The sequence below is a fragment of the Xylophilus rhododendri genome (assembly GCF_009906855.1).
Taxonomy (GTDB): Bacteria; Pseudomonadota; Gammaproteobacteria; order Burkholderiales; family Burkholderiaceae_C; genus Xylophilus; species Xylophilus rhododendri.
On record NZ_CP047650.1, the window covers coordinates 2,060,774 to 2,086,591 of the forward strand.

The following is a 25,818-nucleotide window of genomic DNA, read 5'->3' on the forward strand; positions in this document are numbered from 1 at the left end:
CACTGCAGCGCGCTTGTGCTAGCGAGGCAGGTCGCTGTATCCCATCAGGAACTCGTCGACCGAGCGCGCGGCCTGCCGGCCCTCGCGGATCGCCCACACCACCAGCGACTGGCCGCGGCGCACGTCGCCCGCGGCGAACACCTTGGGCACGTTGGTGGCGTAGCCCTTGTCGAAGTCGGTGGTGGCCTTGGCGTTGCCGCGGGCGTCCTTGTCGATGCCGAAGGCTTCCAGCACCGGCGCCACCGGGGCGACGAAGCCCATGGCCAGCAGCACCAGGTCGGCCTTCAGGACCTGCTCGGAGCCGGCCACTTCCACCAGCTTGCCGTCCTTCATCTCGATGCGCACCGTCTTCAGGCCGGTCACCTTGCCGCCCTCGCCAATGAACTCCTTGGTGGAGATGGCGAACTCGCGCTCGCAGCCCTCTTCGTGGCTGGAGCTGGTGCGCAGCTTGATCGGCCAGTAGGGCCAGGTCATCGGCCGGTTCTCCACTTCCGGCGGCTGGGGCATCAGCTCGAACTGGGTGACGCTGACCGCGCCGTGGCGATTGCTGGTGCCCACGCAGTCGCTGCCGGTGTCGCCGCCGCCGATGACGATGACGTTCTTGCCCTCGGCGCGCAGCTGGTTCTTCAGCTTGTCGCCGGCGTTGACCTTGTTCTGCTGGGGCAGGAATTCCATCGCGAAATGGATGCCGTCCAGCTCGCGGCCGGCCACCGGCAGATCGCGCGAGGTTTCGGAGCCTATGGTCAGCAGCACCGCGTCGAAGTCGGCCTTGAGCTGTTCGGGCGAAACGGTTTCCTTGGCGAAGTTGGTCACCTTGGAGCCCTTGCCCAGCGCGTCCTTGGCGGAGCCGACGACCACGCCGGTTCGGAAGACCACACCCTCGGCCTTCATCTGCTCGACGCGGCGGTCGATGTGGCTCTTCTCCATCTTGAAGTCGGGAATACCGTAGCGCAGCAGGCCGCCGACACGGTCGTTCTTCTCGAACAAGGTCACGTCATGGCCGGCGCGCGCCAGCTGCTGGGCCGCGGCCAGGCCGGCGGGGCCGGAGCCGACCACCGCCACCCTCTTGCCGGTCTTGTGCTTGGCCGGACGCGGGGCCACCCAGCCTTCGGTCCAGGCGCGGTCGATGATGGCGTGCTCGATCGACTTGATGCCCACCGCGTCGTCGTTCACGTTGAGCACGCAGGCCGCCTCGCAGGGCGCGGGGCAGATGCGGCCGGTGAACTCGGGGAAGTTGTTGGTGGAGTCCAGCGTCGCCCAGGCGCTCTTCCAGTCGTTCTGGTAGACCAGGTCGTTGAAGTCCGGAATGATGTTGTTGACCGGGCAGCCGTTGTTGCAGAAGGGCGTGCCGCAGTCCATGCAGCGCGCGCCCTGAATCTTGGCCTGTTCGGCATCGAGGCCGACGACGAATTCCTTGTAGTGCTTCAGACGCTCGTTGACGGGCTTGTAGCCCTCTTCAAGCCGTTCGAATTCCATGAAGCCGGTGACTTTTCCCATGATCGTGGTGTCCTGCTTTTTGTTCTTTACTTGGCGGGGACGGCTTCGCGCTTCGAAGCCCCGGCGGAAGGCACGGCCGGCGTGGCGGGGTCGGCCTGCACCTTGCGTTCGTACATCTCGGCGAGCGCGCGCTTGTATTCGGTCGGGAACACCTTCACGAATTTGGTGCGGGCCACGGCCCAGTGGTCGAGCAGGTCGCGGGCGCGCTTGCTGCCGGTCCAGCGGTTGTGCTGTTCCAGCAGCTTGCGCAGCGTGGCCTCGTCGGTCTCGCCCTGGTGCCAGATGCTTTCGTGCACGCCGGCGGCCTGTTCGGCCGAGCTGACGACCTTCTCCAGCGTGACCATGGACAGGTTGCAGCGCGAGGCGAACTGGCCGTCCTCGTCGTACACATAGGCGATGCCGCCGGACATGCCGGCCGCGAAGTTGCGGCCGGTCTGGCCCAGCACGGCGACGGTGCCGCCGGTCATGTATTCGCAGCCATGGTCACCCGTGCCCTCGACCACCGTGGTGGCGCCCGACAGGCGCACCGCGAAGCGTTCGCCGGCCACGCCCGCGAAGTAGGACTCGCCCGAGGTGGCGCCGTACATCACCGTGTTGCCCACGATGATGTTCTTCGCGGCCTCGCCGCGGAAGTCCAGGCTGGGCCGCACCACCACTCGGCCGCCCGACAGGCCCTTGCCGGTGTAGTCGTTGGCGTCGCCGATGAGATAGAGCGTGATGCCGTTGGTCAGGAAGGCGCCGAAGGACTGGCCGCCCGTGCCTTCGAGCTGGATGCGGATGGTGTCGTCCGGCAGGCCTTCGGGATGCACCTTGGTGACCGCGCCGGAGAGCATGGCGCCCACGGTGCGGTTGACGTTGCGGGTGTGCTCCATGAAGTGCACCCGCTCGCCGCGTTCGATGGCGGGTTTGGAGCGCTCGATCAGCAGGTTGTCCAGCGCCTTGTCCAGGCCGTGGTCCTGGAATTCGGTGTGGTACTTGCCCACCTCGGCCGGCACCTGCGGCTCGGCGAACAGGCGGCCGAAGTCCAGGCCGCGGGCCTTCCAGTGGGCGATGCCCTTGCGGGTATCGAGCAGGTCGACACGGCCGATCAGCTCGTCGAACTTGCGGATGCCCAGCTGGGCCATGATCTGGCGCACTTCCTCGGCGATGAAGAAGAAGAAGTTGACGACATGCTCGGGCTTGCCGGAGAACTTCTTGCGCAGCACCGGGTCCTGCGTGGCCACACCCACCGGGCAGGTGTTGAGGTGGCACTTGCGCATCATGATGCAGCCCTCGACCACCAGCGGCGCGGTGGCGAAGCCGAACTCGTCGGCGCCCAGCAGCGCGCCGATGGCGACGTCGCGGCCGGTCTTCATCTGGCCGTCGGCCTGCACCCGGATGCGGCTGCGCAGGCGGTTGAGCACCAGGGTCTGCTGGGTTTCGGCCAGGCCGATTTCCCAGGGCGAACCGGCATGCTTGATGGACGACCAGGGCGATGCACCGGTGCCGCCGTCGTGGCCGGCGATCACCACATGGTCGCTCTTGCACTTGGCCACGCCCGCGGCGATGGTGCCCACGCCCACTTCAGACACCAGCTTGACGCTGATGCCGGCATGCGGCGCGACGTTCTTCAGGTCGTGGATCAGCTGGGCCAGGTCCTCGATCGAATAGATGTCGTGGTGCGGCGGCGGGCTGATCAGGCCCACGCCCGGCACCGAGTGGCGCAGCTTGCCAATGTATTCCGAGACCTTGCCGCCAGGCAGCTGGCCGCCCTCGCCCGGCTTGGCGCCCTGGGCCATCTTGATCTGGATCTGGTCGGCCGACGACAGGTATTCGGCGGTGACGCCGAAACGGCCCGAGGCCACCTGCTTGATGCGCGAGCGCAGCGAATCGCCGGCTTCCAGCGCCATGTCGACCTCGACGTTGGCTTCGCCGATCACGCTCTTCAGGGTGTCGCCGACCTTGACCGGGATGCCCTTCAATTCATTGCGATAGCGATTGGCGTCCTCGCCGCCTTCGCCGGTGTTGCTCTTGCCGCCGATGCGGTTCATGGCGATGGCGAGCGTCGCGTGGGCCTCGGTGGAGATCGAGCCCATGGACATGGCGCCGGTGGCGAAACGCTTGACGATCTCCTTGGCGGGTTCGACTTCGTCGACGGGAATGGCCTTGGCCGGATCGATCTTGAACTCGAACAGGCCGCGCAGCGTCATGTGGCGGCGGCTCTGGTCGTTGATGATCTGGGCGTATTCCTTGTAGGTGTTCCAGTTGTTGGCGCGGGCGCTGTGCTGCAGCTTGGCGATCGCGTCGGGCGACCACATGTGCTCCTCGCCGCGGCTGCGCCAGGCGTATTCGCCGCCGGCGTCCAGCATGCCGGCCAGCACCGGGTCGTCGCCGAAGGCGGCCTTGTGCATGCGCAGGGCCTCTTCGGCGATCTCGAAGACGCCGATGCCCTCGACGCGGCTGGCGGTGCCGGTGAAGTACTTGCCTATGGTGTCGGTGTTCAGGCCGATGGCTTCGAACAGCTGGGCGCCGCAGTAGCTCATGTAGGTCGACACGCCCATCTTGGACATGATCTTCGACAGGCCCTTGCCGATCGCCTTGACGTAGTTGTAGATGGCCTTGTCGGCGGACAGGTCCGAAGGCATGTCCTTGTGCAGCTGGGCCAGGGTTTCCATCGCCAGGTAGGGATGGACGGCCTCGGCGCCGTAGCCGGCCAGCACGGCGAAGTGGTGCACCTCGCGGGCGGAGCCGGTCTCCACCACCAGGCCGACCGTGGTGCGGCGGCCTTCGCGCACCAGGTGCTGGTGGATGGCCGACAGGGCCAGCAGCGCGGGGATGGCGACCTGGTCCGGGCCGACCGCGCGGTCGCTGATGATCAGGATGTTGTGGCCGCCCTTGATCGCATCGACGGCTTCGGCGCACAGCGATGCCAGCTTGGCTTCCACGCCCTCGCGGCCCCAGGCGAAGGGGTAGGTGATGTCGAGCGTGGCGCTGCGGAACTTGCCCTGCGTGAACTTCTCGATCTCACGCAGCTTGGCCATGTCGTTGAAATCCAGGATGGGCTGGCTGACTTCCAGCCGCATCGGAGGATTGACCTGGTTGATGTCCAGCAGGTTGGGCTTGGGGCCCACGAAGCTGACCAGCGACATCACGATGGCCTCGCGGATCGGGTCGATCGGCGGGTTGGTGACCTGGGCGAAGAGCTGCTTGAAGTAGTTGTAGAGCGGCTTGTCCTTGGAGGACAGCACGGCCAGCGGGCTGTCGTTGCCCATGGAGCCTATGCCCTCTTCGCCGTTCCTGGCCATGGGCTGGATCAGGAACTTGATGTCTTCCTGGGTGAAGCCGAAGGCCTGCTGGCGGTCGAGCAGGGCCACGTCGGAGGCGGGCGCGTCGCCGCTGCCTTCCACGTCGTCGAGCTTGATGCGCAGGTTCTCGATCCACTGCTTGTAGGGCTTGCTCGAGGCCAGGTTGGCCTTGAGTTCCTCGTCGTCGATCATGCGGCCCTGGTCGAGGTCGATCAGGAACATCTTGCCGGGCTGCAGGCGCCACTTGCGCACGATGCGGTTCTCGGGGATGGGCAGCACGCCGGTCTCGGAGGCCATGATGACCAGGTCGTCGTCGGTCACGCAGTAGCGCGAGGGGCGCAGGCCGTTGCGGTCGAGCGTGGCGCCGATCTGGCGGCCGTCGGTGAAGACGATGGAGGCCGGGCCGTCCCAGGGCTCCATCATGGCGGCGTGGTACTCGTAGAAGGCCTTGCGGCGGCCGTCCATGGTGGTGTGCTGCTCCCAGGGCTCGGGAATCATCATCATCACCGCCTGGCTCAGCGGGTAGCCGGCCATGGTGAGCAGTTCGAGGCAGTTGTCGAAGGTGGCGGTGTCGGACTGGCCGGCGAAGCTGATCGGGTAGAGCTTCTTCAGGTCCTCGCCCAGCACCGGGGAGGACATCACGCCCTCGCGCGCCTTCATCCAGTTGTAGTTGCCCTTGACCGTGTTGATCTCGCCGTTGTGGGCGACATAGCGGTAGGGGTGGGCCAGCGGCCACTCGGGGAAGGTGTTGGTGGAGAAGCGCTGGTGCACCAGGCCCAGGGCGGAGACGCAGCGCTCGTCTTGCAGGTCGTAGAAATAGGTGCCCACCTGGTCGGCCAGCAGCAGGCCCTTGTAGACCACGGTGCGGCTGGACATGCTGGGAACGTAGTATTCCTTGCTGTGCTTGAGCTTCAGGCCCTGGATGTTGGCGCTGGCCGTCTTGCGGATGACGTAGAGCTTGCGTTCCAGGGCGTCCTGCACGATGACGTCGGCGCCGCGGCCGATGAACACCTGGCGGATGATCGGCTCCTTCTTGCGCACCTGGGGCGACATCGGCATGTCGCGGTTGACCGGCACGTCGCGCCAGCCCAGCAGCACCTGGCCTTCGGCCTTGACCGCGCGCTCCATCTCCTGCTCGCAAGCCAGGCGGGAAGCGTGCTCCTTGGGGAGGAAGATCATGCCCACACCGTATTCGCCGGGCGGCGGCAGGGTGACGCCCTGCTTGGCCATTTCTTCGCGGTAGAGCAGGTCGGGCAGCTGGATCAGGATGCCGGCGCCGTCGCCCATCAGCTTGTCGGCACCGACGGCGCCGCGGTGGTCGATGTTCTCCAGGATCTTCAGCGCCTGGGTCACGATGTCGTGACGCTTCTCGCCCTTGATGTGGGCCACGAAACCGACGCCGCAGGCATCGTGTTCGTCGGCAGGGGAATACAGACCGTTTTGTTGGAGATGCTGGATCTCGGCAGCCGTCGTCATGGGCGTGCTCCTTCGAAGAATGCGCGTGGGATGGCGAGCATAGGACACAGCAACAAGGGTGCCAAGAACTTTAAATTGGGGTCAGAACACTATTAATTTCCGATAAGTTCAGTTGGTTAAATAATTGGGGACATATTAAATTCGCCCGCAAGGCCATGAATTTCAACTGAAATTTCTTACGCGCCTGGTTTTTCGCGTTTGGGCGATGGTCGTCCGGCATTGCCCGGCGTCAGCCGGCGGTCGGTGGTTTTCGTGAGCTGCCCCAGGAATTCCGACCCGCCCAGTGCCCATCCGCCCAGGGTGGCCCCTTGAAGCTGCGCCTGCACCTCCCCCGGCACACCCGCATGCACCAGTTCGGCATAGGCCAGTTCGCGGGCGAAGGGGGTATTGCCCAGTTCCCAGCAAAGGGCGTGGGGCGTCACCAGCCGGTCGGTGAGACGGCCTATGTAGTGGCGGTGGCTGGACCAGGGCCAGGCCTCCGGCTGCGGGGCGAGGCCGGCGGCGACGGGCTTCAGGTCGAGCAGCGCCATGGCGTGCAGCAGGTAGGCCTGGGCATCGATCACGGTGCTGCGGTAACGGCCCTCCCACAGGGTGCCGCTGCGGCCGTGGCGGTCGTTGAAGTAACGCACGTAGCGCCGGCCGACGGCCTGCATGTAGCGCGGCAGCCGGTCGTCGACCGGTGTGAGCAGCAGCTGCAGGTGGTTGTCCATCAGCACGTAGCCGTGCACGGCGATGGCGAATTCGCGGGCATGGTCCTGCAGCAGCTGCAGCAGGCGCTCGCGGTCCTGGTCGTCGTGGAAGACGGCCTGGCCGTTGTTGCCGCGCAGGATCAGGTGGTGGACCTGGCCGGGGACGGTCAGCCGGGGCAGGCGCGCCATGGCGGGATTCGCGGGCCGGCTTGGCTCAGCCGGCCGCTTCCTCGGTTTCGGCAGCGGCGGCCGGCTCGGGGAGGGGCGCCAGCGGATAACGCTCCGCCGCCAGCGAGCCCAGGCCGAACTGCCCCAGCAGCGCATGCAGGCGGGCGGCGGCGCTGCGTTTCTTCTGGCCGGTATAGCGGGCGACGATCAGCTCGTTCTTCATGCTGTGCTCCCAGCCGACGAGTTCGGTCACGCTGACCGAGTAGCCGCAGGCTTCCAGGTACAGGCAGCGCAGCACGTTGGTGAGCTGGCTGCCGATCTCGCGGGTGTGCAGCGGATGGCGCCACAGCTCGGCCAGCGGCGTGCGCGACAGGGCCAGCGCCTTCTGGCCGCGCAGCTGTGCCGCCACCTCCGCCTGGCAGCAGGGCACCAGCACCATGGCGCGGGCCTGTTTTTCCAGGCCGAAGGCGATGGCGTCGTCGGTGGCGGTGTCGCAGGCATGCAGGGCAGTAACGACGTCGATGCGCTCCGGCAGGGCCTCGTCGGCGGCGGCATCGGCGGCCGAGATGTTGAGGAAGGACATGCGGCCGAAACCCAGCCGCTCGGCCAGCGCCTTCGAGCGTTCGACCAGCTCGGCGCGTGTCTCCACGCCGTAGATGCGGCCCTCCTCCAGCGACTTGAAGAACAGGTCGTAGATGATGAAGCCCAGGTAGGACTTGCCCGCACCATGGTCGGCCAGCGTGGCCGCCCTGCCCTGCTGCGGCAGCTCGCGCAGCAGCGGCTCGATGAACTGGAAGAGGTGGTAGACCTGCTTGAGTTTGCGGCGCGAATCCTGGTTGAGCTTGCCGTCGCGGGTGAGGATGTGCAGCTCCTTGAGCAGCTCGATCGACTGGCCCGGGCGGACTTCCGGCGGCAGGGTTTCCGTCGGCGCGGAGTGGGGCTTTTTCTTCATGCGGACTCCGGATCGGGCGCCGAGCCCCGGCCCACGTCCAGCGCGGCCCAGCCCTCGGCGCCCAGCTGTTCGAGGACTTCGATGTTGCGGCCGAAGATCGCTTCGGCGTCGGGAAAGGCTTCCACCGCCCGGTCGATGCTGGCCTCGCGCAGCAGGTGCAGCGTGGGCCAGGGCGAGCGGTTGGTGGCGTTGCCGATGTCGTCCGGCTCGGTGCCGCCGAACTGGAAGTCGGGGTGGAAGCTGGCCAGCTGCAGCTCGCCTTCGAAGCCTTCTTCGGCCAGGCGGTCTTCGGCCTCGCCGGTGAAATCGTTGAAGTCGAGGAAATCGGCCAGGCAGCCGGTGGCCACGAGCAGGGTGGTGTCGCGTTCGGCGCTGTCGAGTTCGGCCAGCGCGCGGGCCTCGATCAGCAGCGCCTCCAGCAGCTGCGCAGGATCGTCGCTGGCGCATTCGGCGTAGTGCACCTGGCCGCGCACCTGCACCGCCTTGGCGAAGGGGCAGAGGTTCAGGCCGATGACCGCGCGCTCGACCCAGCGGCGGGTGTCGGCGATGGCGGTGGAACTGGAAGGCATGGTGGGGACGGAAGGCGGAGTTTAGCCGCCAGCCGCATGGCAAGGCGTTCGGGGGCCATGCTTCGTCCGCGTGTACGCCCGCACGCGTCCGATGCAGGAGCCGGGCTGATGCACGGCTAAGTTGGCTGGATGTACGCCACCTTCCTCCACGCGTTCCGCTCCCTGACGGGCCGCAACCCACCCGCACCGGCAGCGCAGGCCCTGCCGCAGACGCCACCGAACACGGTCAAGCACATCGCCATCGCCGGCTTTCTCGACGAACAGCGCACCGCCCATCCCGCAGGCGCCGACAACGGCATGTTCGCGGCTCCGCCCGGCGACGTGCTTGCCGCGGTGTCCGCCCGCGGCATCGCAGCGGGCGGCTCGCCCGATGCCATCGCCGCGGTCCTGCGGCAGATCGAAGAACAGGTGAAAGACCCGGACACGCGCAGCTCCCTGGGCGTGCGGCAGTGCATTCCCGCCTTCGCCGCATTGCTGGAATGCGTCAGCCTGGCGCACGGCACGGATACCTTGCAGGCCGTCCTGCAGTGCGCCGTCCGGCTGGTGGATGGCGCCCGGGCCGACGACCAGGGCGCCCTGGCGCTGTGGTCCGTGGTGATCGACGGCTTCGCGCAGCGGCTTCGCCTCGAAGAACACGAGCTGTTCGAGCCATTGCTGGCGGAAGTCCGCCGCAGACCTGCGCACTGGCAGACAGCGGCCGTCATGCTGGCCTCGAGCCAGTCCTTCGGCTACCTGCTGCGCGACGGCGCCGGCCGCCTTCCCACCGCCCGGGTGCGGACGCATTACCACCAGCTGCACCGCCTGCTCGCCTCGCGCCCGCAGCCCCAGGCGGACTTTCGGGCCTGGGCCTGCATGGTCATGCACGCCTGGCACCTCGCCTCCCACGGCCACCTCCAGGAGGAATTCAGCCGCGACGAATTCGTGGAGATCTTCGACCAGCTGATGGCCCAGGCCGAAAGCTGGCCGGAACATGCCCGTGGATCGCTGCTCGACCCCATCGCCAGGCGCCTGCTGTACTTCATTCCCTCTTCCAGGCTGGGCACCACGCTGGCCCGCTTCCGCCAGGCCGCCGCCGGGCTGGACGCGGTACAGCGTTTGCGACTGACGGGGTCCATCCTCTCACCGCTGCTGTGCGATTTTCTGGCGCACGAACCGTATGAAGCCGAGGTTCACCGGGCCTGCCAGAAGACCATGGACGACGCCCTCGTGCATCTGGAGCCGCAGCATTGCAGCGCCTTGGCGTGCAAGGTGCTGGCACTGACGCCGCCGCACGATGGAATCTACGAGGCATCGGAGCCGAACCAGGCGACACGCATCCATGTGGAGCAGGTGCTTTATTTCCTGGAAAGGCTGCCGCCCACGCAGTTGCCGGAGATGGACTTGAAGATCATGCGCGCCTGGTGCTGCATGCCACCTGACCTGGTGCAGCGCTTCTCCGCGCTGGTGCGCAAGCAGGACCTGGCCGCGAAAGAAACCGCAGCCGCCGCGCGGTCCCGGGCCGGCATCTGGTGTGCCACCCAATAGCGCCGGGCCGGATGTTCGCCGCTTTCGCTCACGCCGCCCGGACGCTGGGCGGATTGCGCCCACCGCCGTCCTCGCCGGGGCTGGGGCAGATGCCGGCCGAGATGATCCGCCAGATCGCGCTTCATCTCGATGTACAGGACACGGCCAACCTGGCGCACGCCGGCAGCGCCATGTTTCTGGCGCTGCCCGGCGCCACGACCGCCGCGGCGCTGATCCGCGGTGCAGAACAGGCCGATTCACCCGGCGCCGTCGCCGCCGTGCTTCGCAAGCTCGAACACCGGATGGACCACGCGGGCCCCGGCGGCCGGCTGAGCCTGCCGCAGTGCATCCCGACTTTGCGCGCATTGCTGGAGAACCCCGACATCGACGAGGAAGGCACGCAGACCGTGGACCTCGTCCTGCAGTCCGCATGCCGGCTGATCGACGGCCTGGACAGCCGCGCGGATCGCGACGCCGCCGAGCTCTGGTCGACGGTGATGATCGGCATCGCGAGCCGGCTGGAGCATGTCTCGCACCACCTGTTCGAACCACTGCTGGCGGAATTCCTCAGACGGCCGGCGCATTGGCATACGAGCGAGGTGGTGACGGCCTTGAGCCGGTGCGCGGAGGATGGATGGCACGGCTGCACGCGCTTTCCGACCGTCAGGGCCCGGGCGCACTATCACGTGCTGAACCGCTTGCTCGCTGGACGCGGGATGCCGCAGGCGGATTTGCCAGCCTGGTGCCAACTCGTGTGCCAGGCCTGGGCGTTGGGGAAGTTCGGCGTCGCCGACGGCGACTTCACCGAGCCCGAATTCCTCGCGATATTCGATGACCTGCTGTCCGCAGCCGAGCGGTTCGCCCTGCCGGACCGCGGATGGCTGCTCAAGGCCATAGCCGATTACCTGCTGCAACTGCTTGCGTCCTCGCGCCTGCCTGCCGCGGTGACGCGCATGCGGCAGGCCAGTCTCGGCATCGAACCGGTGCCGGGATTGAAGCTCGGCCAATCGATGCTGTTTTCTCTCATCGGCCATTTCCTCTGTGACAACCCGCATGATCCCCAGGTGCGACTGGCCTGCCAGACGGTCCTGCGCGGACTTCATGAGGACCTGCCGCCGCGCATGCGCAGCGCGGCGGCTGGCATCGTGCTCGGGCTGACGCCGCGGCCTTCCAGCGACCACGGGAGCATCTGCCTCGACGCGTGTCTCGTCTACCTGCGGATGGCGGTCGACTTCCTGGAGAACCTGCCGCCCCTGGCGCTGTCGCGCCGCGACCTGCGGGTCCTGTGTCGCTGGCCGGCGATGCCGCCGGACCTCCAGCAGCGGGTGGCCGCGCTGGCGGAGCGCTACGACGAAGCCGCGGCAGCAGAACCCGCTCGCCCCGCCGTGGGCGGCTGGTGCGCCACCCATTAGCAAGCGCCGCATGTTTGCGCAACTCACCCGCTCGATCTGCTGCTGGCAACGGCAGGTGCCCGCCGCGCCGGCGGCGGTGCCCGTCACGCTGGCGGACCTGCCGCATGACGTGCTGCGCACCATTGCGGATCGACTCGAGTCGCCCCGCGACCGCCTCAACACCGCGCTGGCATGCCGCGGCACCTTCGCCGCCCTGCCGGCGGAGGTGGCCGCCCACACGCTGCACCGGCGTGCCCGAAAGGCCGACTCCCTGAAGACCATCCAGTCCTGCCTGAGCAGGATAGAGCTGCGCGTTGCCACCCCCGGCCCCACCGGCCGGCTGCTGCTGTCGCAGTGCATTCCCGCCTTCGAAGCGCTGGCGATCTGCGCCAACACGCCGTACAAGCCGGGCGCCAACGAGGCCATCCTCGACAGCCTGGATCGCCTGATCGAAAAACGCATCGACCCGGACGCATACGCGCTCTGGGTGGCCGTGCTGACATGCCTGGCCCACCTGCGCGGCGAGGGCGCCTACACCGTGTTCGAGCGGCTGCTGGCGCAGGTCCGCTCGCGGGACATGCCCCGGCGCTGGCTGACCGGTCCGGCCATGGCCGCGCTGGCGCAGCTGATCCGCTCCGACACCTTCCTGCCCCAGGGCAGCCTGAGCCCGCTGCAGATCGCCCGGCGCCACCATGCCGTCCACCGCCTGCTGTGCGAACGCGGCACGCCGGAGCGGGACGAGGCGGCCTGGGTCATCCTGGCGCGCCATTCGGTGCATGTCGCCCTGTTCCAGACCCGCCGCGCCCTGTTGGCGCCGGCCGCCCTCGCGGCCCTGTTCGGCGCCATGCTGGGCGTGGCGCGCCAGCTGGCCGACCGCCAGAAAGGCGCGATGCTCGCGGTGGTGGCCGAACTGGTCCGCCTGTTCGACGCATCGCAGATGGCCGGCCTGTTCGCCACGCTGCGCGAGGCCGGCCAGCGGCTGGAGATGGAGGACCGCCTGATCCTGGCCGCCAGCAACTGCGATACGGCCTTCACCCACCTGCTGTTCGCCTATCCCGGCAGCGACGCCGTGCGCAGCGCCTGCGCAGGCCTCATCGACAGCTTCCGGGACGACCTGGACCTGGCCAGCCGGCGCGCGCTGGCGGCCTGCCTGATCGGCTGGATGGCCGATCGGCTGCGCGGTGTGCGCGCCATCGGGGCCAGCCACCAGGCCTGCCTGGAGTTGCTGCTGGCGATGCTGGAAGCCCTGCCCAGGCCCTGGCTGCCGGGCCGCGAGCTTCGGCTGCTGGCGGGCCACCGCCTGCTGAGCGAAGGCCTCAGGAACCGCTTCATCCTGCTGGAGCTGCGCTGCACCGATGCCTTGCTGGAGACAGCCCGCCCTTTTTCACGCCAGGCCCCGGCGCCGCGCGCCAGCCGAAGCCAGCGCCTGTCGGCCCGGCTGGCGGCGGCCGGCCGCCGTGCACGCTGACGACTCCGCAGGCGCCCGGCGGCGGGCCGCTCAGCCGAAGACGCGGTGGCCGGTCAGGCGTTCGTGCTCGCGGGTGGCGAAGCGGTCGGTCATGCCGGCGATGTAGTCGGCCACGATGCGCTGGCGCGGCATGGCCGGCTGCGCCGCCAGCGCCCGGGCGCCGTAGCCGCCGCGCATCTCGCCGGGCGCCTCCTGGTAGGCGGCGAACAGCTCGGCCACCACCTGCTTGCCGGCCTGCGCCATCGCCCACACCTGGGGATGGCGGTAGAGGTTGCGGAACAGAAAGCGCTTGAGCACCACCGCTTCGGCGCGCAGTTCGCGGCTGAAGCCGACCAGCGGGCGGTCGAGCGCACGCACCGCGTCGGCCGAGCGCGGTGCGGCCTCGGCGAGCGCGGCGGCGGTGGTGGCTATCACGTCGTAGACCTGGTCGCTGAGCATCAGCCGGATCGCCTCGGCCAGCAGGCGTCGCCGGCCCTGCGGCTCGGCCAGCGCCGGGTGGCGCTGCAGGGCGGCGCGGCGGTAGCGGTCGAACAGGCTCACCTCCTCCAGCTGCTCCAGGGTGATCAGGCCGGAGCGCACGCCGTCGTCGATGTCGTGGGCGTTGTAGGCGATCTCGTCGGCCAGGTTGCAGAGCTGGGCTTCCAGCGAGGGCTGGGTGCGGTCCAGGAAACGCCGGCCCACGCCACCGGGCTCGGCCGCCTCCAGCGCCTCGGCGGCCGGCCGGGCGCAGTGCTTGAGGATGCCCTCGCGGGTCTCGAAGCAGAGATTGAGGCCGTCGAAATCCGGATAACGCTCCTCCAGCGCATCGACCACCCGCAGGCTCTGCAGGTTGTGCTCGAAGCCGCCGTGCGCCTGCATGCAGGCGTGCAGCGCGTCCTGTCCGGCATGGCCGAAGGGCGTGTGGCCCAGGTCGTGGGCCAGGGCGATGGCCTCGACCAGGTCCTCTTCCAGGCCCAGCGATCGGGCGATGGAGCGGCCGAGCTGGGCCACTTCCAGCGAATGCGTCAGCCGGGTGCGGAACAGGTCGCCCTCGTGGTTGAGGAAGACCTGGGTCTTGTAGACCAGCCGCCGGAAGCCGGTGGAATGGACGATGCGGTCGCGGTCGCGCTGGAAGTCGCTGCGGGTGGGCGCCGGCGGCTCGGCAAAACGCCGGCCGCGGCTCTGGCGCGGATCGCAGGCGTAGGCGGCGAGCGGCATCCGGTGCGTCAGCCGGCGGCGCAGCAGTCGGCGATGACGGAGCGCACCAGGGCGTCCGGCGCGGGCCGCACCACCGCGCGGCCGGGGCCGTCGATCAGCACGAAGCGGATCTCGCCGCCCTCGCTCTTCTTGTCGCCGCGCATCAGTTCGAGGTAGCGGCCTTCGTTGTCCGCCGCATCGATGCGCGGCGCCACCACCGGCAGGCCCGCGCGTTCGACCAGCGTGCGCAGCCGCGCGACGAAGGCTGCATCGACCAGCCCCAGGCGTTGCGACAGCGTGGCCGCCATCACCATGCCGCAGCCCACGGCCTCGCCGTGCAGCCAGACACCGAAGCCCACGCCGGCCTCGATCGCATGGCCGAAGGTGTGGCCGAAATTCAGGATGGCGCGCAGGCCGGCCTCGCGCTCGTCGGCGCCGACCACCTCGGCCTTGATCTCGCAGCTGCGCCGCACCGCATGGGCCAGGGCGGCGGTGTCGCCGGCGCGCAGGGCTTCCAGGTTGGTTTCGATCCAGGCCAGGAAGTCCATGTCGTGGATCGGGCCGTACTTGATGATCTCGGCCAGGCCCGCGCTCATCTCGCGCGGCGGCAGCGTGGCCAGGGTGGACAGGTCGCACACCACCTGCAGCGGCTGGTAGAAGGCGCCCAGCAGGTTCTTGCCGGCGGGATGGTTGACGGCGGTCTTGCCGCCGACCGAGGAATCGACCTGCGCCAGCAGCGTGGTCGGCACCTGCACGAAGGGGATGCCGCGCATGAAGCAGGCGGCGGCGAAGCCGGTCATGTCGCCGATCACGCCGCCGCCGAGCGCGAACAGCACCGACTTGCGGTCGCAGCCGTGCGCGGCCAGGGCGTCGAACACGGTGTTGAGCGTGTTCCAGTCCTTGTGGTCCTCGCCATCGGGCAGCACCACCGTGTGGATCGCCGGGAAACGCCCGGCCAGGCAGTCGCGCAGGCGCTGGCCGTAGAGCGGCTCGACGGTGGTGTTGGTGACGATGACCGCCACCGCCGCGCGCGGCAGGCCGTCGAAGCTGGCCGGGTCGGCCAGCAGGCCGGCGGCGATGGTGATGTCGTAGCTGCGCTCGCCGAGGTCGATATGGACCGTGGCGCTCGGGCTGGTGGCTGCGGGGACGGAAGGGATCGCGGTAGACATGGAGGCCAGTCGGACGGGGGCTTGTTTTCGAAGCGGCCACGGCGGGCAGCGCAGCCGCAAAGTGTAGTGCGCGCCGCTCAGCCGCCGGGCGGTGCCTTGCCGAAGCCCGACAGTTCGAGCTGCATGACCACGGTGCTGACCATCATCGACACCGAGCGCCGCGCGCTGTCCACGCTGAAGCTGGCGACCTCGCGGTAGAGCGGGTCGCGGGCGGCGTAGAGCTCGCGCAGGCGCTGCAGCGGATCCACGCCCTGCAGCAGCGGCCGCTGGGTGTCGTGGCGCAGGCGGCGGGCCAGCTCGTCGGGCGCCGAGCGCAGGTAGATCACGGTGCCGGCGCGGGCCATGCACTGGCGGTTGGCCTCGCGCAGCACGATGCCGCCGCCGGTGGCCAGCACGCCGGTGTCGGGCGAGCCGCACAGGTCGGCGAGCGTGGCCTGCTCGGCATCGCGGAAGGCGTCCTCGCCTTTTTGCTCGAAGTACTCGCGGATGCTGCAGCCCAGGCGCTGCTCGATGACGGTGTCGGTGTCGGCGAAGGGCAGCTGCAGCCGGCGGGCGAGTTGCCGGCCCACGGTGGATTTACCGGAGCCGGGCAGGCCGATGAGGATGATCAAGACACTCAGAGGGTCACGGGGAAGGAGGTCTGCACCCCGCTCGGCGAGGTGACCAGGATAGTCACCACGTTGCCGGAAGCACAGCCGGTCAGCGGAATGTTGACCCCGGTGCTGCGGTCTTCGGTGGGGCCGGCGACGGTCGGGCTGCGGTTCACCACCGGCGTGCCGGCGACGGTGCCGATGCTGCAGTTGCCGGTGCCGCTCGCCGAGACGGTGGTCCCGGCCGGCATCGGCAGCAGCGGGTAGTCCGAGCTGCCGAGGTTGAAGGTGATGGCTCCGGTCGAGGCCGAGAAGTTCTTCAGCACCGGCGTGGACGAGGAGAAGAACAGCACCGTCTGCTGGCGCACGGTCGTCGCCAGACCGGTGTTGCAGCTGGTGGTCGATGGGAAGGGCCAGCCGGCCGCCAAGCAGGTGCCGCCCGAGACACCGCGCTGGATGATGAATTCGCCCGTATCGAAGACGTTGTTCTCGTTGTCATCGCGATAGGCGTCGCCGATGCCGCCGCCGGCGGTGGGCAGCAGCGTGTCGGTGCCCAGGTCGAAGACGTTGTTGGAGTTGACGTCGGTGTAGTCCTTGGTGCCTTCGGCATAGGCCAGCACCGAGACCCGGCCACCGGCCGGCCGTGGATTCTGCGACTGGAAGTTGACCGTGCACTGCGAGATGCCGCCGACGATGGCGGTCGCGCAACTGCTCGCCACCTGGCCGCCTTCGGCGGTGAAGTTCACCACCGTGCCGTCGACCACCGGGTTGCCCTGGCGATCGGCCAGGCGAACGGTCAGCGTGGTCGCGGCGCCGTCGAGGGTCGCACCCTCGATGTTGAAGGTCCCGACGGCAAGGCTCATGAAACGCTGCGACGGCGGGCCCGACGCGATGGTCAGGTTCTGCGTCTCGGCGAACACGGTGGAGTCCGAAACCAGTTGCGCCCGGACCTTCACCGGTCCGGGGATGGTGCCGGAGAAGATGGTGACCTGGGCATTGCCGCTCGAATCGCTGGTCACGGTCACCGGCGTGGCGGAGCCACGGGTGCCGATGCCGGCTCCGCCGGGATTGGTGGTCAGGCTGAAGGTGACGGAGGTACCGGGCAGCGCGGTACCGGAAGACAGTACCTTGAACACGGCGACGGACTGCTCGGCCGCGCCCGAGCCGGCGACGTAGATCTGGCCCGGCGTGGCGGAAGCGAAGGTGATGGCGTTTGCCACCGGGGCTGCGACGGTGATGGTCGCCGTCTTGGCGGTCGCGCCGGAACTGCTGGCGGTGATGGTGACTATGCCGCTGCACAGGGTGCCGTCGGTGGACACGGAGCTGTAGGTTGCCGACGCCACGCCCGAGCCGTTGGTCGTGACGCTGGCATTCAGCGCACTGGTGTTGATCTTGCCGCAGGAGGCACTGAACACCACGTTGACAGGCACGCTGCTGGATGCCGCGCCATTCAGAAGCGCGGTGACCGACAGGGTGGTCCCGCCACCGGATGCCAGGCCCGTCGATCCGATGGACAGGGCGGACAGCGTCAATGCGGGCATAGAAACCGCGAAGTCCGATGTGCCGGAAACGGAAGCCGAACCGATGGTCGCGGACGCGGACACGGTGACCGCCCCCACCGCCACCACCGAGACCGGCGTGACGCTGACCTGGGCGATGCCGGCGCTGTCGGTGAGCGCGGTGGCGCTCGACAGGGTGGCCAGGGAAGAGTCGCTCAGGGTGAAGGTGACCAGCTTGCTGGCCACCACCGCGCCGGTGGTGTCGGTGACCTTGGCACGCGCCGTGTACCCGCCATCGACGCCGATGCTGGTGACCGCCGTGCCGGCGGAGTTGTAGAGCGCGACGCTCACGGCCGCGGCGATCGTGGTCGAGCCGCCCGAGCCGCCAGTACTTCCGCTGCTGCCGCTTCCGCTGCTCGACGAACCGCTTCCCGTTCCGCTCAGCGAGGTACCCCCGCCGCCGCCACCGCCGCCGCAGGCGACCAGTGCGGTGGCCAGCAGGCCAGCCGCCACGAAACGCGTCCAGCGCGCCAGAGTTCCCATCCCGTTCTTCATAGCTCTTCTTCCTCGTCTTGTCCCGGACTGACGCGCTGCCTCAGCGCGCAGCGTTCTGGTCGGTGATCATCTTCGGCGTGATGAAGACCAGCATCTCGGTCTTGTTGTTCACGTCGGCGCTGTTGCGGAACAACACCCCCAGGTAGGGGATGTCGCCCAGCAGCGGCACCTTGTTGATGGTAGTGGTCTGCGTCAGCTCGAAGATGCCGCCGATCACCACCGTGCCGCCGTTCTCCACCAGCACCTGGGTCTTGATGTGCTTGGTGTCGATGGCGATGCCGGCGGTGGTGGTCTCGCCGCGCGAATCCTTGTTGATGTCCAGGTCCAGGATGATGTTGCCTTCGGGCGTGATCTGGGGCGTGACTTCCAGCTTCAGATTGGCCTTGCGGAAGGCCACCGAGGTGGCGCCGCTGGCCGTCGCCTGCTGGTAGGGGAACTCGGTGCCCTGCTCGATCAGCGCCTTGGTCTGGTCGGCGGTGACGATGCGCGGGCTCGACACCAGCTTGCCCTTGCCGTCGGCCTCCAGGGCGGAAAGCTCCAGGTTCAGGAAACGGTTGGCCGAGGCATTGAAGATCGACAGCGCGAAGGTCGCCGCGCTGGTGCCGGTGGCGGTGGTGGCGGGCAGGTTGACGAAGTTCGAGGTCGTGTCGACCGTGCCGCCCGCGCCGGTGGTGGCCACCACGTTGTTGTAGGTGGTGCCGACCGCCAGCCGGTTGCCGCCGCCCAGGCTGTAGCCCGAGGTGCCGCCCTGCTGGGTGCGCAGGTCGGAGCTGCCGAGCTTGACGCCCAGCGAGCGGCTGAAGGTGTCGGAGGCCTCGACGATGCGCGCCTCGATCAGCACCTGGCGCACCGCCTTGTCCAGCCGGGTGATGAGTTCCTGCACCTGGCGCAACTTCTCGGCCGTGTCGGTCACGAAGAGCTGGTTGGTGCGCGGCTCGGCGATCACGCTGCCGCGCTGCGACAGGAATCGCGCGTTGTTGGTGCCGCCGATGGCGGAGGTTGCGCCGGCGGCGCCGGCCAGCGGCACGCCCAGCAGCTGGCCGACCATGTCGGTGGCCTTGGCGTAGTTGAGCTGGTAGGCCTGGGTGCGCAGCGGCTCCAGGTTCTGGATGGCCTGCAGGGCTTCCAGGTCCTTCCGGGTGCGCGAGTCGATCTCGTCCTTGGGCGCGATCCACAACACGGTGCCGTTCTTGCGCATGCCCAGGCCCTTGGCGTCCATGATGATCTGCAGGGCCTGGTCCCAGGGCACGTCCTTCAGCCGCAGCGTCAGGGTGCCGACGACCGTGTCGGAGGTGACGATGTTGAAGTTGGTGAAGTCGGCGATGACCTGCAGCAGCGAACGCACGTCGATGCTCTGGAAGTTGAGCGACAGGCGGTCGCCGGTGAAGCCGGGGCCCTGCGTGAGTTTGGTGGGGTCGACCTTCTTGGGCCGCACTTCCACCACGAACTGGGTGTCGCTCTGGTAGGCGCTGTGCTCCCAGTCGCCGCGCGGCTCGATGGTCATGCGCACCCGGTCGCCCAGCTGCGAGGTGCTGACGGTCTGCACCGGGGTGCCGAAGTCGGCCACGTCCATGCGGCGGCGCAGGCCTTCGGGCAGGGAGGACTTGAGGAATTCGACCACCAGGTTGCCGCCCTGCTGGCGCAGGTCCACGCCGACACGGTTGTTGGGCAGGCTCACCACGATGCGGCCGGTGGCGTCGTCGGCGCGGCGGAAGTCGATGTCGCGCAGCGGCTCGACATCGCTGGTGGTGGCCTCGGCGAACGAGGGGCGCGGCGCCAGCGTGGCGGCGCCGGCGGCCGAGGGCTCCAGCGAGACCAGCAGCGCATTGCCCTCGATGCGGGCGGTGTAGGCGGTGGGCCGGCGCAGGTTCAGCACCACCCGGGTGCGGTCACCGGCCTCGACCACGGTGGCCGTGCGCAGGTTGCCCTGGTTCAGGTCGACCGAGGGCTTGCCCAGGCCGTTGACGATGCCGGGGAAGTCCAGCGCGATGCGGGCGGGCGACTGGATGGCGAAGCCGGTCGGCAGCGCCTGCGGCGGCGCCGAGAAGTCGATGCGCAGCAGCTCGCCGCTGCCCTGAGCGAAAGCCGTCATCGACTGGATGCTGGACTGCGCCCATGCACCGGCGCACAACATCCCTCCCGCCAAGCCTGCCGCGACGCAGCGCAGGAGGCGGCGCACTCGTCCGTGGCATTGAATCATTTCGTTATCTCCTGAAGCTGCAGGCTCGTGTTGCGCTCGATCCAGTCGCCGCCCGGGTCCTGGACGACCTCACGGATGCGGGTTTCGGTTTCGGTAATGGAGGTGATGCGGCCGAAGTTCTGGCCCAGGTGTTCGCCGATGCGCACCTGGTAGAGCAGCGTGCCGACCTTGATCAGCGCGGCCGGCCGGCCGTCCTTCTGCAGGCTGCCGACCATGGTCAGGCCGTCGAGCGGATAGGCTTCGAGCGGCTCCTTGCGGCGCGCCAGCTCGGGCGCCAGCAGCACGGTGTCGCTGGCGCTGCGTTTGGTGTCGCGCTGCAGGGCCTGGGTGAGTTTCTCGGCGCTGAAGGGGTCGACCGCACCGCCCTGCAGATAGTCGGCGGGGGTGAACTCCTTGGGCGGGCTGAGCGGCGGCACGCGGGTGCGGGCCTGGGCGCGCTGCTCGGTCATCCAGGTGCTCAGGTCTTCGTCCACCGCGTCGCCGCAGGCCGACAGCAGGCTGGCCAGCGGCAGCAGGCACAGGGCCAGGAGGGGCAGGCGCCTCATTTCTTGGCTCCCGCGGCGGCCTTGCGCTGGGCCTCGATCTCTTCCTGGTCGAGGTAGCGGAAGGTGCGCGCCGTGACGTCCATGGCCAGCAGGCCTTCCTTGGTCGGCGTGATGGAGAGGTTGTCCAGCGTGACGATGCGCGAGAGATGGGCCACATCGGCGGTGAAGGCGCCCATGTCGTGGTAGCGGCCGGTCACGCGGACCTGGATGGGCAGCTCGGCGTAGTAGTCACGCACCTGCACATTGCCCGGGCGGAACAGCTCGAACTGCAGGCTGCGGCCCAGGCCCGCCTGGTTGATGTCGGACAGCAGGGCATCCATCTCGGCCTTGCTGGGCAGCTGCTTTTCCAGCTGGTTCACATAGACGCGGATCTGCTCGCGCTGGGTCTTCAGGGCCTGCAGGTTGATCGCCTTGGCCATCTTGACCTCGTAATCATGGCGCAGCACGGTTTCCTTGGCGACTTCCTCGTCGAGCTGGGTCTGGAAATCGCTCAGCCACACATACCAGGCCACGCCGACCACGGCCAGCGCGATCAGCAGGTAGACCAGAAAGCGCGGCGCCGCCGGCCAGACGGAGGGGTCCTTGGGATCGAGCCCGCGGAACTGGCTCTGCAGCCGCTCCGACAGCTCGGCGAAATCGATTTTGGAGAAAGACGAGGTGGCCATGGCGGATACGTCTTTGTCAGCGTGCCGGCGCCGGCACGGCGGCGGCGGCGGGCGCGGCAGGCTTGGCGGCGGCCGGATTGGCGGCGTTGGCGGCGGCCTGCATCTCGCTGGAGCGCAGCAGCCGCACCGAAATCGTGAAGTTGGCCACCCGGCGCTGGTCGCGCGGGCCGAGGGTGACCGAGCCGGTGACGATCTCGATCAGCTGCGGCTTGGCGAAATACGGCGTGTTGTTGCCCAGGTTGCGCAGCAGCTCGGACACCCGTTCGTTGCTCTGGGCCGAACCCTTGAGGGTGACGGTCTGGTCGACCTGGCGCATGTCGGTGAGGTAGACGCCGTCGGGCAGCTCGCGCACCAGCTCGTTGAGCAAATAGACCTGCAGGTTGCGGTCGGACTGCAGGTCTTCCACCGCCTTCTGGCGCGCACGCAGGGCGGTGATCTCCTGCTCGATGGTGGCGATCTCCTTGATCTGGCCTTCGAGCGTGCGGATGGCGCCTTGCAGCGTCTGGTTGCGCAGCTGCTGGTCGTCCAGCCGGGTCTGGAAATAGAAATACACGCCGGCCGACAGCAGCGCGCCGACCAGCACCGCGGCACCGGCCGCGCCGTTGAACGCGTCCTTGCGGCGCTTGCGGGCGGCCTCGCGGTGCGGCAGCAGGTTGATCAGGATCACTGCAGGAACCTCCGCATCGCCAGGCCGCAGGCCGTCAGATAGGAGGACGCATCACGCAACGTGCGGCTCGATGAGCGCACACCGGCGCCCACCGTCATGCCCTCGAAGGGATTGGCGATGGCGCAGGGGAAACCCGTCTGGGTGGCCACCGACTCCGGCAGGCCCGGCAGCGACGCGGAGCCGCCCGCCAGCAGGACATGGTCGACCCGGTTGTAGGGCGTGCTGGTGAAGAAGAACTGCAGCGCCCGCACGATTTCGCCGGCGGTGTTCTCGACGAAGGGTGCCAGCACGGCGGTGGAATAGTCGTCCGGCAGGTCGGCGTTGCGCTTCTTGATCTCGGCCTCCTCGGCGCTGAAGCCGTACTGGCGCACGATCATCTGGGTGAGCTGGCTGCCGCCGAAGGCCTGGTCGCGCTCGTAGACCACCTCGTCGTTGCGCACCACCTGCAGGCTGCTGCCCACGCCGCCGATCTTGAGCAGGGCGACCATGGAGTCCTGGCCGCTGTGCGGCAGGGTCTCGATCAGGCGGGCGGCGGCCAAGCGGGCGGCATAGGACTCGATGTCCAGGATCACCGGCTTCAGGCCGGCGGCTTCGGCCAGGCCCTGGCGGTCCTGCACCTTCTCCTTGCGGGAGGCGGCGATCAGCACCTCGATGTCCTCGATCGCGCCGGGGCTGGCGCCGACCACGCAGAAATCCAGGCTCACTTCGTCGAGCGAAAAGGGGATGTACTGGCTGGCCTCGGATTCGACCTGCACTTCGAGGTCGTTCTCGTTGAGCCCGCCCGGCAGCACGATCTTCTTGGTGATGACCGCGGAGGACGGCAAGGCCATCGCCACGTTGCGGGTGCGGGTGCCGCTTTTCTTGACCAGGCGGCGCAAGGCCTCGGCCACGTCGTCGAAACGCTCGACGTTGCCGTCGACGATCCAGCCCTTTTCCAGGACTTCGATCGCACAGCGCTCCAGGGTCAAGGTGCCGTCCTTCGCACGGCCCAGCTCCACCAGCTTGATGCTGGACGAGCTGATGTCTATGCCCAGGAGCGGCGCGGCCTGGCGGCTAAAGGGCAAAGCCAGCGAAATCAATGAGGCACCTTGCTCAACATTTTTATGAAACAAAACGCTAACGGTACGCCGCATCCTATCAGCACCGTCAGACACCATGACCAATTCGCCACCGCGCATCCGGAGAACGCGCGGCGCCAAAACAACATCGGCGCGGGCGGTTTGCGGCGGAAGTGCTCGCCCACGCCTGACAGTTGCTGACATCCCTCCCACAGTTCCGACGAATCGCCGCCTCCCCGGATTTCTATAATGCCGGGTTACCCAACGCGAGACGCCATGGCCACCGAACCCCGCGAGCCCCGCGAAACCTCCCCCGGCCGCAAGGCCAGCAAGCCCCCTGCTCCCCGCTCCTGGTGGTACTGGCCGCTGCGTGTGCTGCTCGGCTGCGTCGGCCTGGCCGTGGCGCTGGTGCTGGCCGCGACACTGACGGTGGGCGTGGCCCTGGCCGTGGCCTATCCCAACCTGCCCGACATCTCCGACCTGGCCGACTACCGGCCCAAGCTGCCGCTGCGTGTGTTCTCCACCGAAGGCGCGCTGCTCGGCGAGTTCGGCGAGGAGCGGCGCAACCTCACGCCGATCGCCGACATCCCGCAGGTGATGAAGAACGCCGTGCTGGCGGCGGAAGACGCGCGTTTCTACAACCACGGCGGCGTCGATTACGTGGGCGTGCTGCGCGCCGGCCTGGCCAACGTGAACCGGGCCAAGAGCCAGGGCGCCTCCACCATCACCATGCAGGTGGCGCGCAACGTCTATCTCTCTTCCGAGAAAACCTTCACCCGCAAGATCTACGAGCTGCTGCTCACGCTCAAGCTGGAACACATGCTCTCGAAGGACCAGATCCTCGAGATCTACATGAACCAGATCTACCTGGGCAACCGCGCCTACGGCTTCGCCGCCGCCTGCGAGGCCTATTTCGGCAAACCGCTGCAGAAGATCACCATCGCCGAGGCCGCCATGCTGGCGGGCCTGCCCAAGGCGCCCACCGCCAACAACCCGATCAACAACCCGCGCCGCGCCCGCGCCCGGCAGCTCTACATCATCGACCGCATGGCCGAGAACGGCTTCATCGACCGCGACGACGCCGCCACCGCCAAGGCCGAGGAACTGCACCTGCGCAACGCCAGCGACAACAACCGGGTGCATGCCGAGTACATCGCCGAGATGGTGCGCCAGATGGTGTTCAACCAGTACGGCAACGATGCCTACACCCGCGGCCTGAACGTCTACACCACCGTCAGCGCCGGCGACCAGGAGGCCGCGTACAAGGCGCTGCGCAAGGGCCTGATGGACTACGAACGCCGCCAGATCTACCGCGGCCCCGAGCAGTTCATCGACCTGCCCTCCGACCCCAAGGAAGTCGACGAGGCGGTGGACGACGCCCTGGCCGACCATCCCGACAACGGCGACGTGCTTTCGGCCGTGGTGCTCGATGCCGGCCCCAAGCGGGTGGTGGCGGTGCGTGCCGACGGCGACCGGGTGGAGATCACCGGCGATGGCCTCAAACCCGCCCAGTCGGGCCTCAGCGACAAGGCCGGCCCCAACATCCGCATCCGCCGCGGCGCGGTGATCCGGGTGGTGCGCACGCCCAAGGGCAGCTTCGAGATCACCCAGATCCCCGAGATCGAAGGCGCCTTCGTGGCGCTGGATCCACGCAGCGGCGCGCTCAAGGCCCTGGTCGGCGGTTTCGACTTCGGCAAGAACAAGTTCAACCACGTGACCCAGGCCTGGCGCCAGCCGGGCTCCAGCTTCAAGCCCTTCATCTACTCGGCCTCGCTGGAAAAGGGCTTCACGCCGGCCACCGTCATCAACGACGCGCCGCTGTACTTCGACGCCGGCACCACCGGCGGCCAGCCCTGGGAGCCGAAGAACTACGGCGGCGGCTACGACGGCCCGATGACCATGCGCCACGCGCTGGAGAAGTCCAAGAACCTGGTCTCGATCCGCATCCTGCAGTCCATCGGCACCAAGTACGCACAGGACTGGATCACCCGTTTCGGCTTCGACAAGGAAAAGCACCCCGCCTACCTGCCGATGGCGCTGGGCGCCGGCTCGGTCACGCCGATGCAGATGGCCGCGGCCTATTCGGTGTTCGCCAACGGCGGCCACCGGCTCAACCCCTGGCTGATCGCCAAGGTGGTCGACCAGAAGGGCCGCGTGCTGCTGGAAACCCGGCCGCCTGCGCTCGACGCCAGCAACCAGGTGATCGAGCCGCGCAACGCCTTCATCATCGACAGCCTGCTGAACTCCGTGGCCCGCGTGGGCACGGCCGCACGCACCCAGGCCATGCTGAAGCGCCCGGACATCTACGGCAAGACCGGCACCACCAACGATTCCATGGACGCCTGGTTCGCTGGCTTCCAGCCCACCCTGGCGGCCATCAGCTGGATCGGCTACGACACGCCGCGCAACATGGGCGACCGCGAAACCGGCGGCGGCCTGAGCCTGCCGGTGTGGGTCAACTTCATGGAATATGCGCTGCAGGGCGTGCCGGTGCAGGAATACCAGCCCCCGGCCGGCGTGGTGAACAACGGCGGCGAATGGTTCTACGAGGAATACGCGCGCAACGGCGGCATTCCGAGCCTGGGCGGCGATCCGGGTGCTGCGCCGACCGGCGCCACGCCGGATGCCGCGGTGCCGGCCGCGCCGCCGGCCACCGAAGAGCGCAACAAGATCCTCGACCTGTTCCGCTGAACGGCG

The 25,818-nt window shown here is 68.3% G+C and carries 18 protein-coding genes; 4 read left to right on the plus strand and 14 right to left on the minus strand.

The window, feature by feature from the left end; translation table 11 throughout:
- Window positions 1–18: 18 nt before the first annotated feature.
- From GT347_RS09520 to GT347_RS09540, 5 genes are all read right to left on the minus strand, one after another.
- Window positions 19–1,497, minus strand: a complete 1,479-nt coding sequence (locus GT347_RS09520; protein ID WP_160551725.1) for a glutamate synthase subunit beta — start codon at window positions 1,495–1,497, stop codon at window positions 19–21.
- A gap of 26 nt (window positions 1,498–1,523) precedes the next feature.
- Complete coding sequence (locus tag GT347_RS09525; protein ID WP_160551726.1) at window positions 1,524–6,257, minus strand: glutamate synthase-related protein; 4,734 nt, start codon at window positions 6,255–6,257, stop codon at window positions 1,524–1,526.
- Window positions 6,258–6,433: 176 nt separating this feature from the next.
- Window positions 6,434–7,135 (minus strand): transposase, encoded by a 702-nt coding sequence (locus tag GT347_RS09530; protein ID WP_160551727.1) that lies wholly within the window; start codon window positions 7,133–7,135, stop codon window positions 6,434–6,436.
- Window positions 7,136–7,160: 25 nt separating this feature from the next.
- Window positions 7,161–8,066, minus strand: coding sequence for a class I SAM-dependent methyltransferase (locus tag GT347_RS09535; RefSeq protein ID WP_160551728.1), 906 nt, complete (start codon window positions 8,064–8,066; stop codon window positions 7,161–7,163).
- A complete protein-coding gene (locus tag GT347_RS09540) occupies window positions 8,063–8,635 on the minus strand; it encodes a DUF1415 domain-containing protein (RefSeq protein ID WP_160551729.1) in 573 nt (190 codons plus the stop codon). Before GT347_RS09540 ends, GT347_RS09535 begins: the two co-directional genes overlap by 4 nt.
- A 129-nt stretch (window positions 8,636–8,764) precedes the next feature.
- Here GT347_RS09540 and GT347_RS09545 point away from each other — a divergent pair, with 129 nt between their 5' ends.
- From GT347_RS09545 to GT347_RS09555, 3 genes are read left to right on the plus strand one after another with little or no spacing between them, the layout of a single operon-like run.
- Window positions 8,765–10,159 (plus strand): hypothetical protein, encoded by a 1,395-nt coding sequence (locus tag GT347_RS09545; RefSeq protein WP_160551730.1) that lies wholly within the window; start codon window positions 8,765–8,767, stop codon window positions 10,157–10,159.
- Between the two features lie 11 nt (window positions 10,160–10,170).
- On the plus strand, window positions 10,171–11,550 hold the full coding sequence (locus GT347_RS09550; RefSeq protein WP_160551731.1) for a hypothetical protein: 1,380 nt from the start codon (window positions 10,171–10,173) through the stop codon (window positions 11,548–11,550).
- Between the two features lie 10 nt (window positions 11,551–11,560).
- Window positions 11,561–12,997 carry a hypothetical protein gene (locus GT347_RS09555; protein WP_160551732.1) on the plus strand — a complete coding sequence of 479 codons (1,437 nt, stop codon included), beginning with the start codon at window positions 11,561–11,563 and terminating at the stop codon, window positions 12,995–12,997.
- Between the two features lie 30 nt (window positions 12,998–13,027).
- On the opposite strand, the gene GT347_RS09560 is transcribed toward GT347_RS09555, so the two are convergent.
- The 9 genes from GT347_RS09560 to GT347_RS09600 all read right to left on the minus strand — a co-directional run bounded on the left by GT347_RS09560 (window position 13,028) and on the right by GT347_RS09600 (window position 23,196).
- On the minus strand, window positions 13,028–14,194 hold the full coding sequence (locus tag GT347_RS09560) for a deoxyguanosinetriphosphate triphosphohydrolase (RefSeq protein WP_160551733.1): 1,167 nt from the start codon (window positions 14,192–14,194) through the stop codon (window positions 13,028–13,030).
- Between the two features lie 8 nt (window positions 14,195–14,202).
- Window positions 14,203–15,342, minus strand: a complete 1,140-nt coding sequence (gene aroB / locus GT347_RS09565; RefSeq protein WP_160551734.1) for a 3-dehydroquinate synthase — start codon at window positions 15,340–15,342, stop codon at window positions 14,203–14,205.
- Between the two features lie 77 nt (window positions 15,343–15,419).
- Window positions 15,420–15,950 (minus strand): shikimate kinase, encoded by a 531-nt coding sequence (locus GT347_RS09570; RefSeq protein ID WP_160555287.1) that lies wholly within the window; start codon window positions 15,948–15,950, stop codon window positions 15,420–15,422.
- An 8-nt stretch (window positions 15,951–15,958) separates the two neighbouring features.
- Entirely contained in the window at window positions 15,959–17,986 is a 2,028-nt protein-coding gene (locus tag GT347_RS09575) for an Ig-like domain-containing protein (RefSeq protein ID WP_160551735.1), read from the minus strand.
- A 40-nt stretch (window positions 17,987–18,026) separates the two neighbouring features.
- Complete coding sequence (gene pilQ / locus GT347_RS09580; RefSeq protein ID WP_160551736.1) at window positions 18,027–20,186, minus strand: type IV pilus secretin PilQ; 2,160 nt, start codon at window positions 20,184–20,186, stop codon at window positions 18,027–18,029.
- Complete coding sequence (locus tag GT347_RS09585; RefSeq protein ID WP_160551737.1) at window positions 20,183–20,731, minus strand: pilus assembly protein PilP; 549 nt, start codon at window positions 20,729–20,731, stop codon at window positions 20,183–20,185. Before GT347_RS09585 ends, pilQ begins: the two co-directional genes overlap by 4 nt.
- Window positions 20,728–21,396, minus strand: a complete 669-nt coding sequence (locus GT347_RS09590; RefSeq protein ID WP_160551738.1) for a type IV pilus inner membrane component PilO — start codon at window positions 21,394–21,396, stop codon at window positions 20,728–20,730. The genes GT347_RS09585 and GT347_RS09590 overlap by 4 nt, the downstream gene beginning before the upstream one ends.
- 16 nt (window positions 21,397–21,412) lie before the next feature.
- Window positions 21,413–22,063: a PilN domain-containing protein gene (locus tag GT347_RS09595; protein WP_160551739.1), complete on the minus strand. Its 651-nt coding sequence runs from the start codon at window positions 22,061–22,063 to the stop codon at window positions 21,413–21,415.
- Window positions 22,060–23,196 carry a pilus assembly protein PilM gene (locus GT347_RS09600; RefSeq protein WP_160551740.1) on the minus strand — a complete coding sequence of 379 codons (1,137 nt, stop codon included), beginning with the start codon at window positions 23,194–23,196 and terminating at the stop codon, window positions 22,060–22,062. Before GT347_RS09600 ends, GT347_RS09595 begins: the two co-directional genes overlap by 4 nt.
- A 201-nt stretch (window positions 23,197–23,397) precedes the next feature.
- Here GT347_RS09600 and GT347_RS09605 point away from each other — a divergent pair, with 201 nt between their 5' ends.
- Complete coding sequence (locus GT347_RS09605; RefSeq protein WP_160551741.1) at window positions 23,398–25,812, plus strand: penicillin-binding protein 1A; 2,415 nt, start codon at window positions 23,398–23,400, stop codon at window positions 25,810–25,812.
- The last annotated feature ends 6 nt before the right edge of the window (window positions 25,813–25,818 follow it).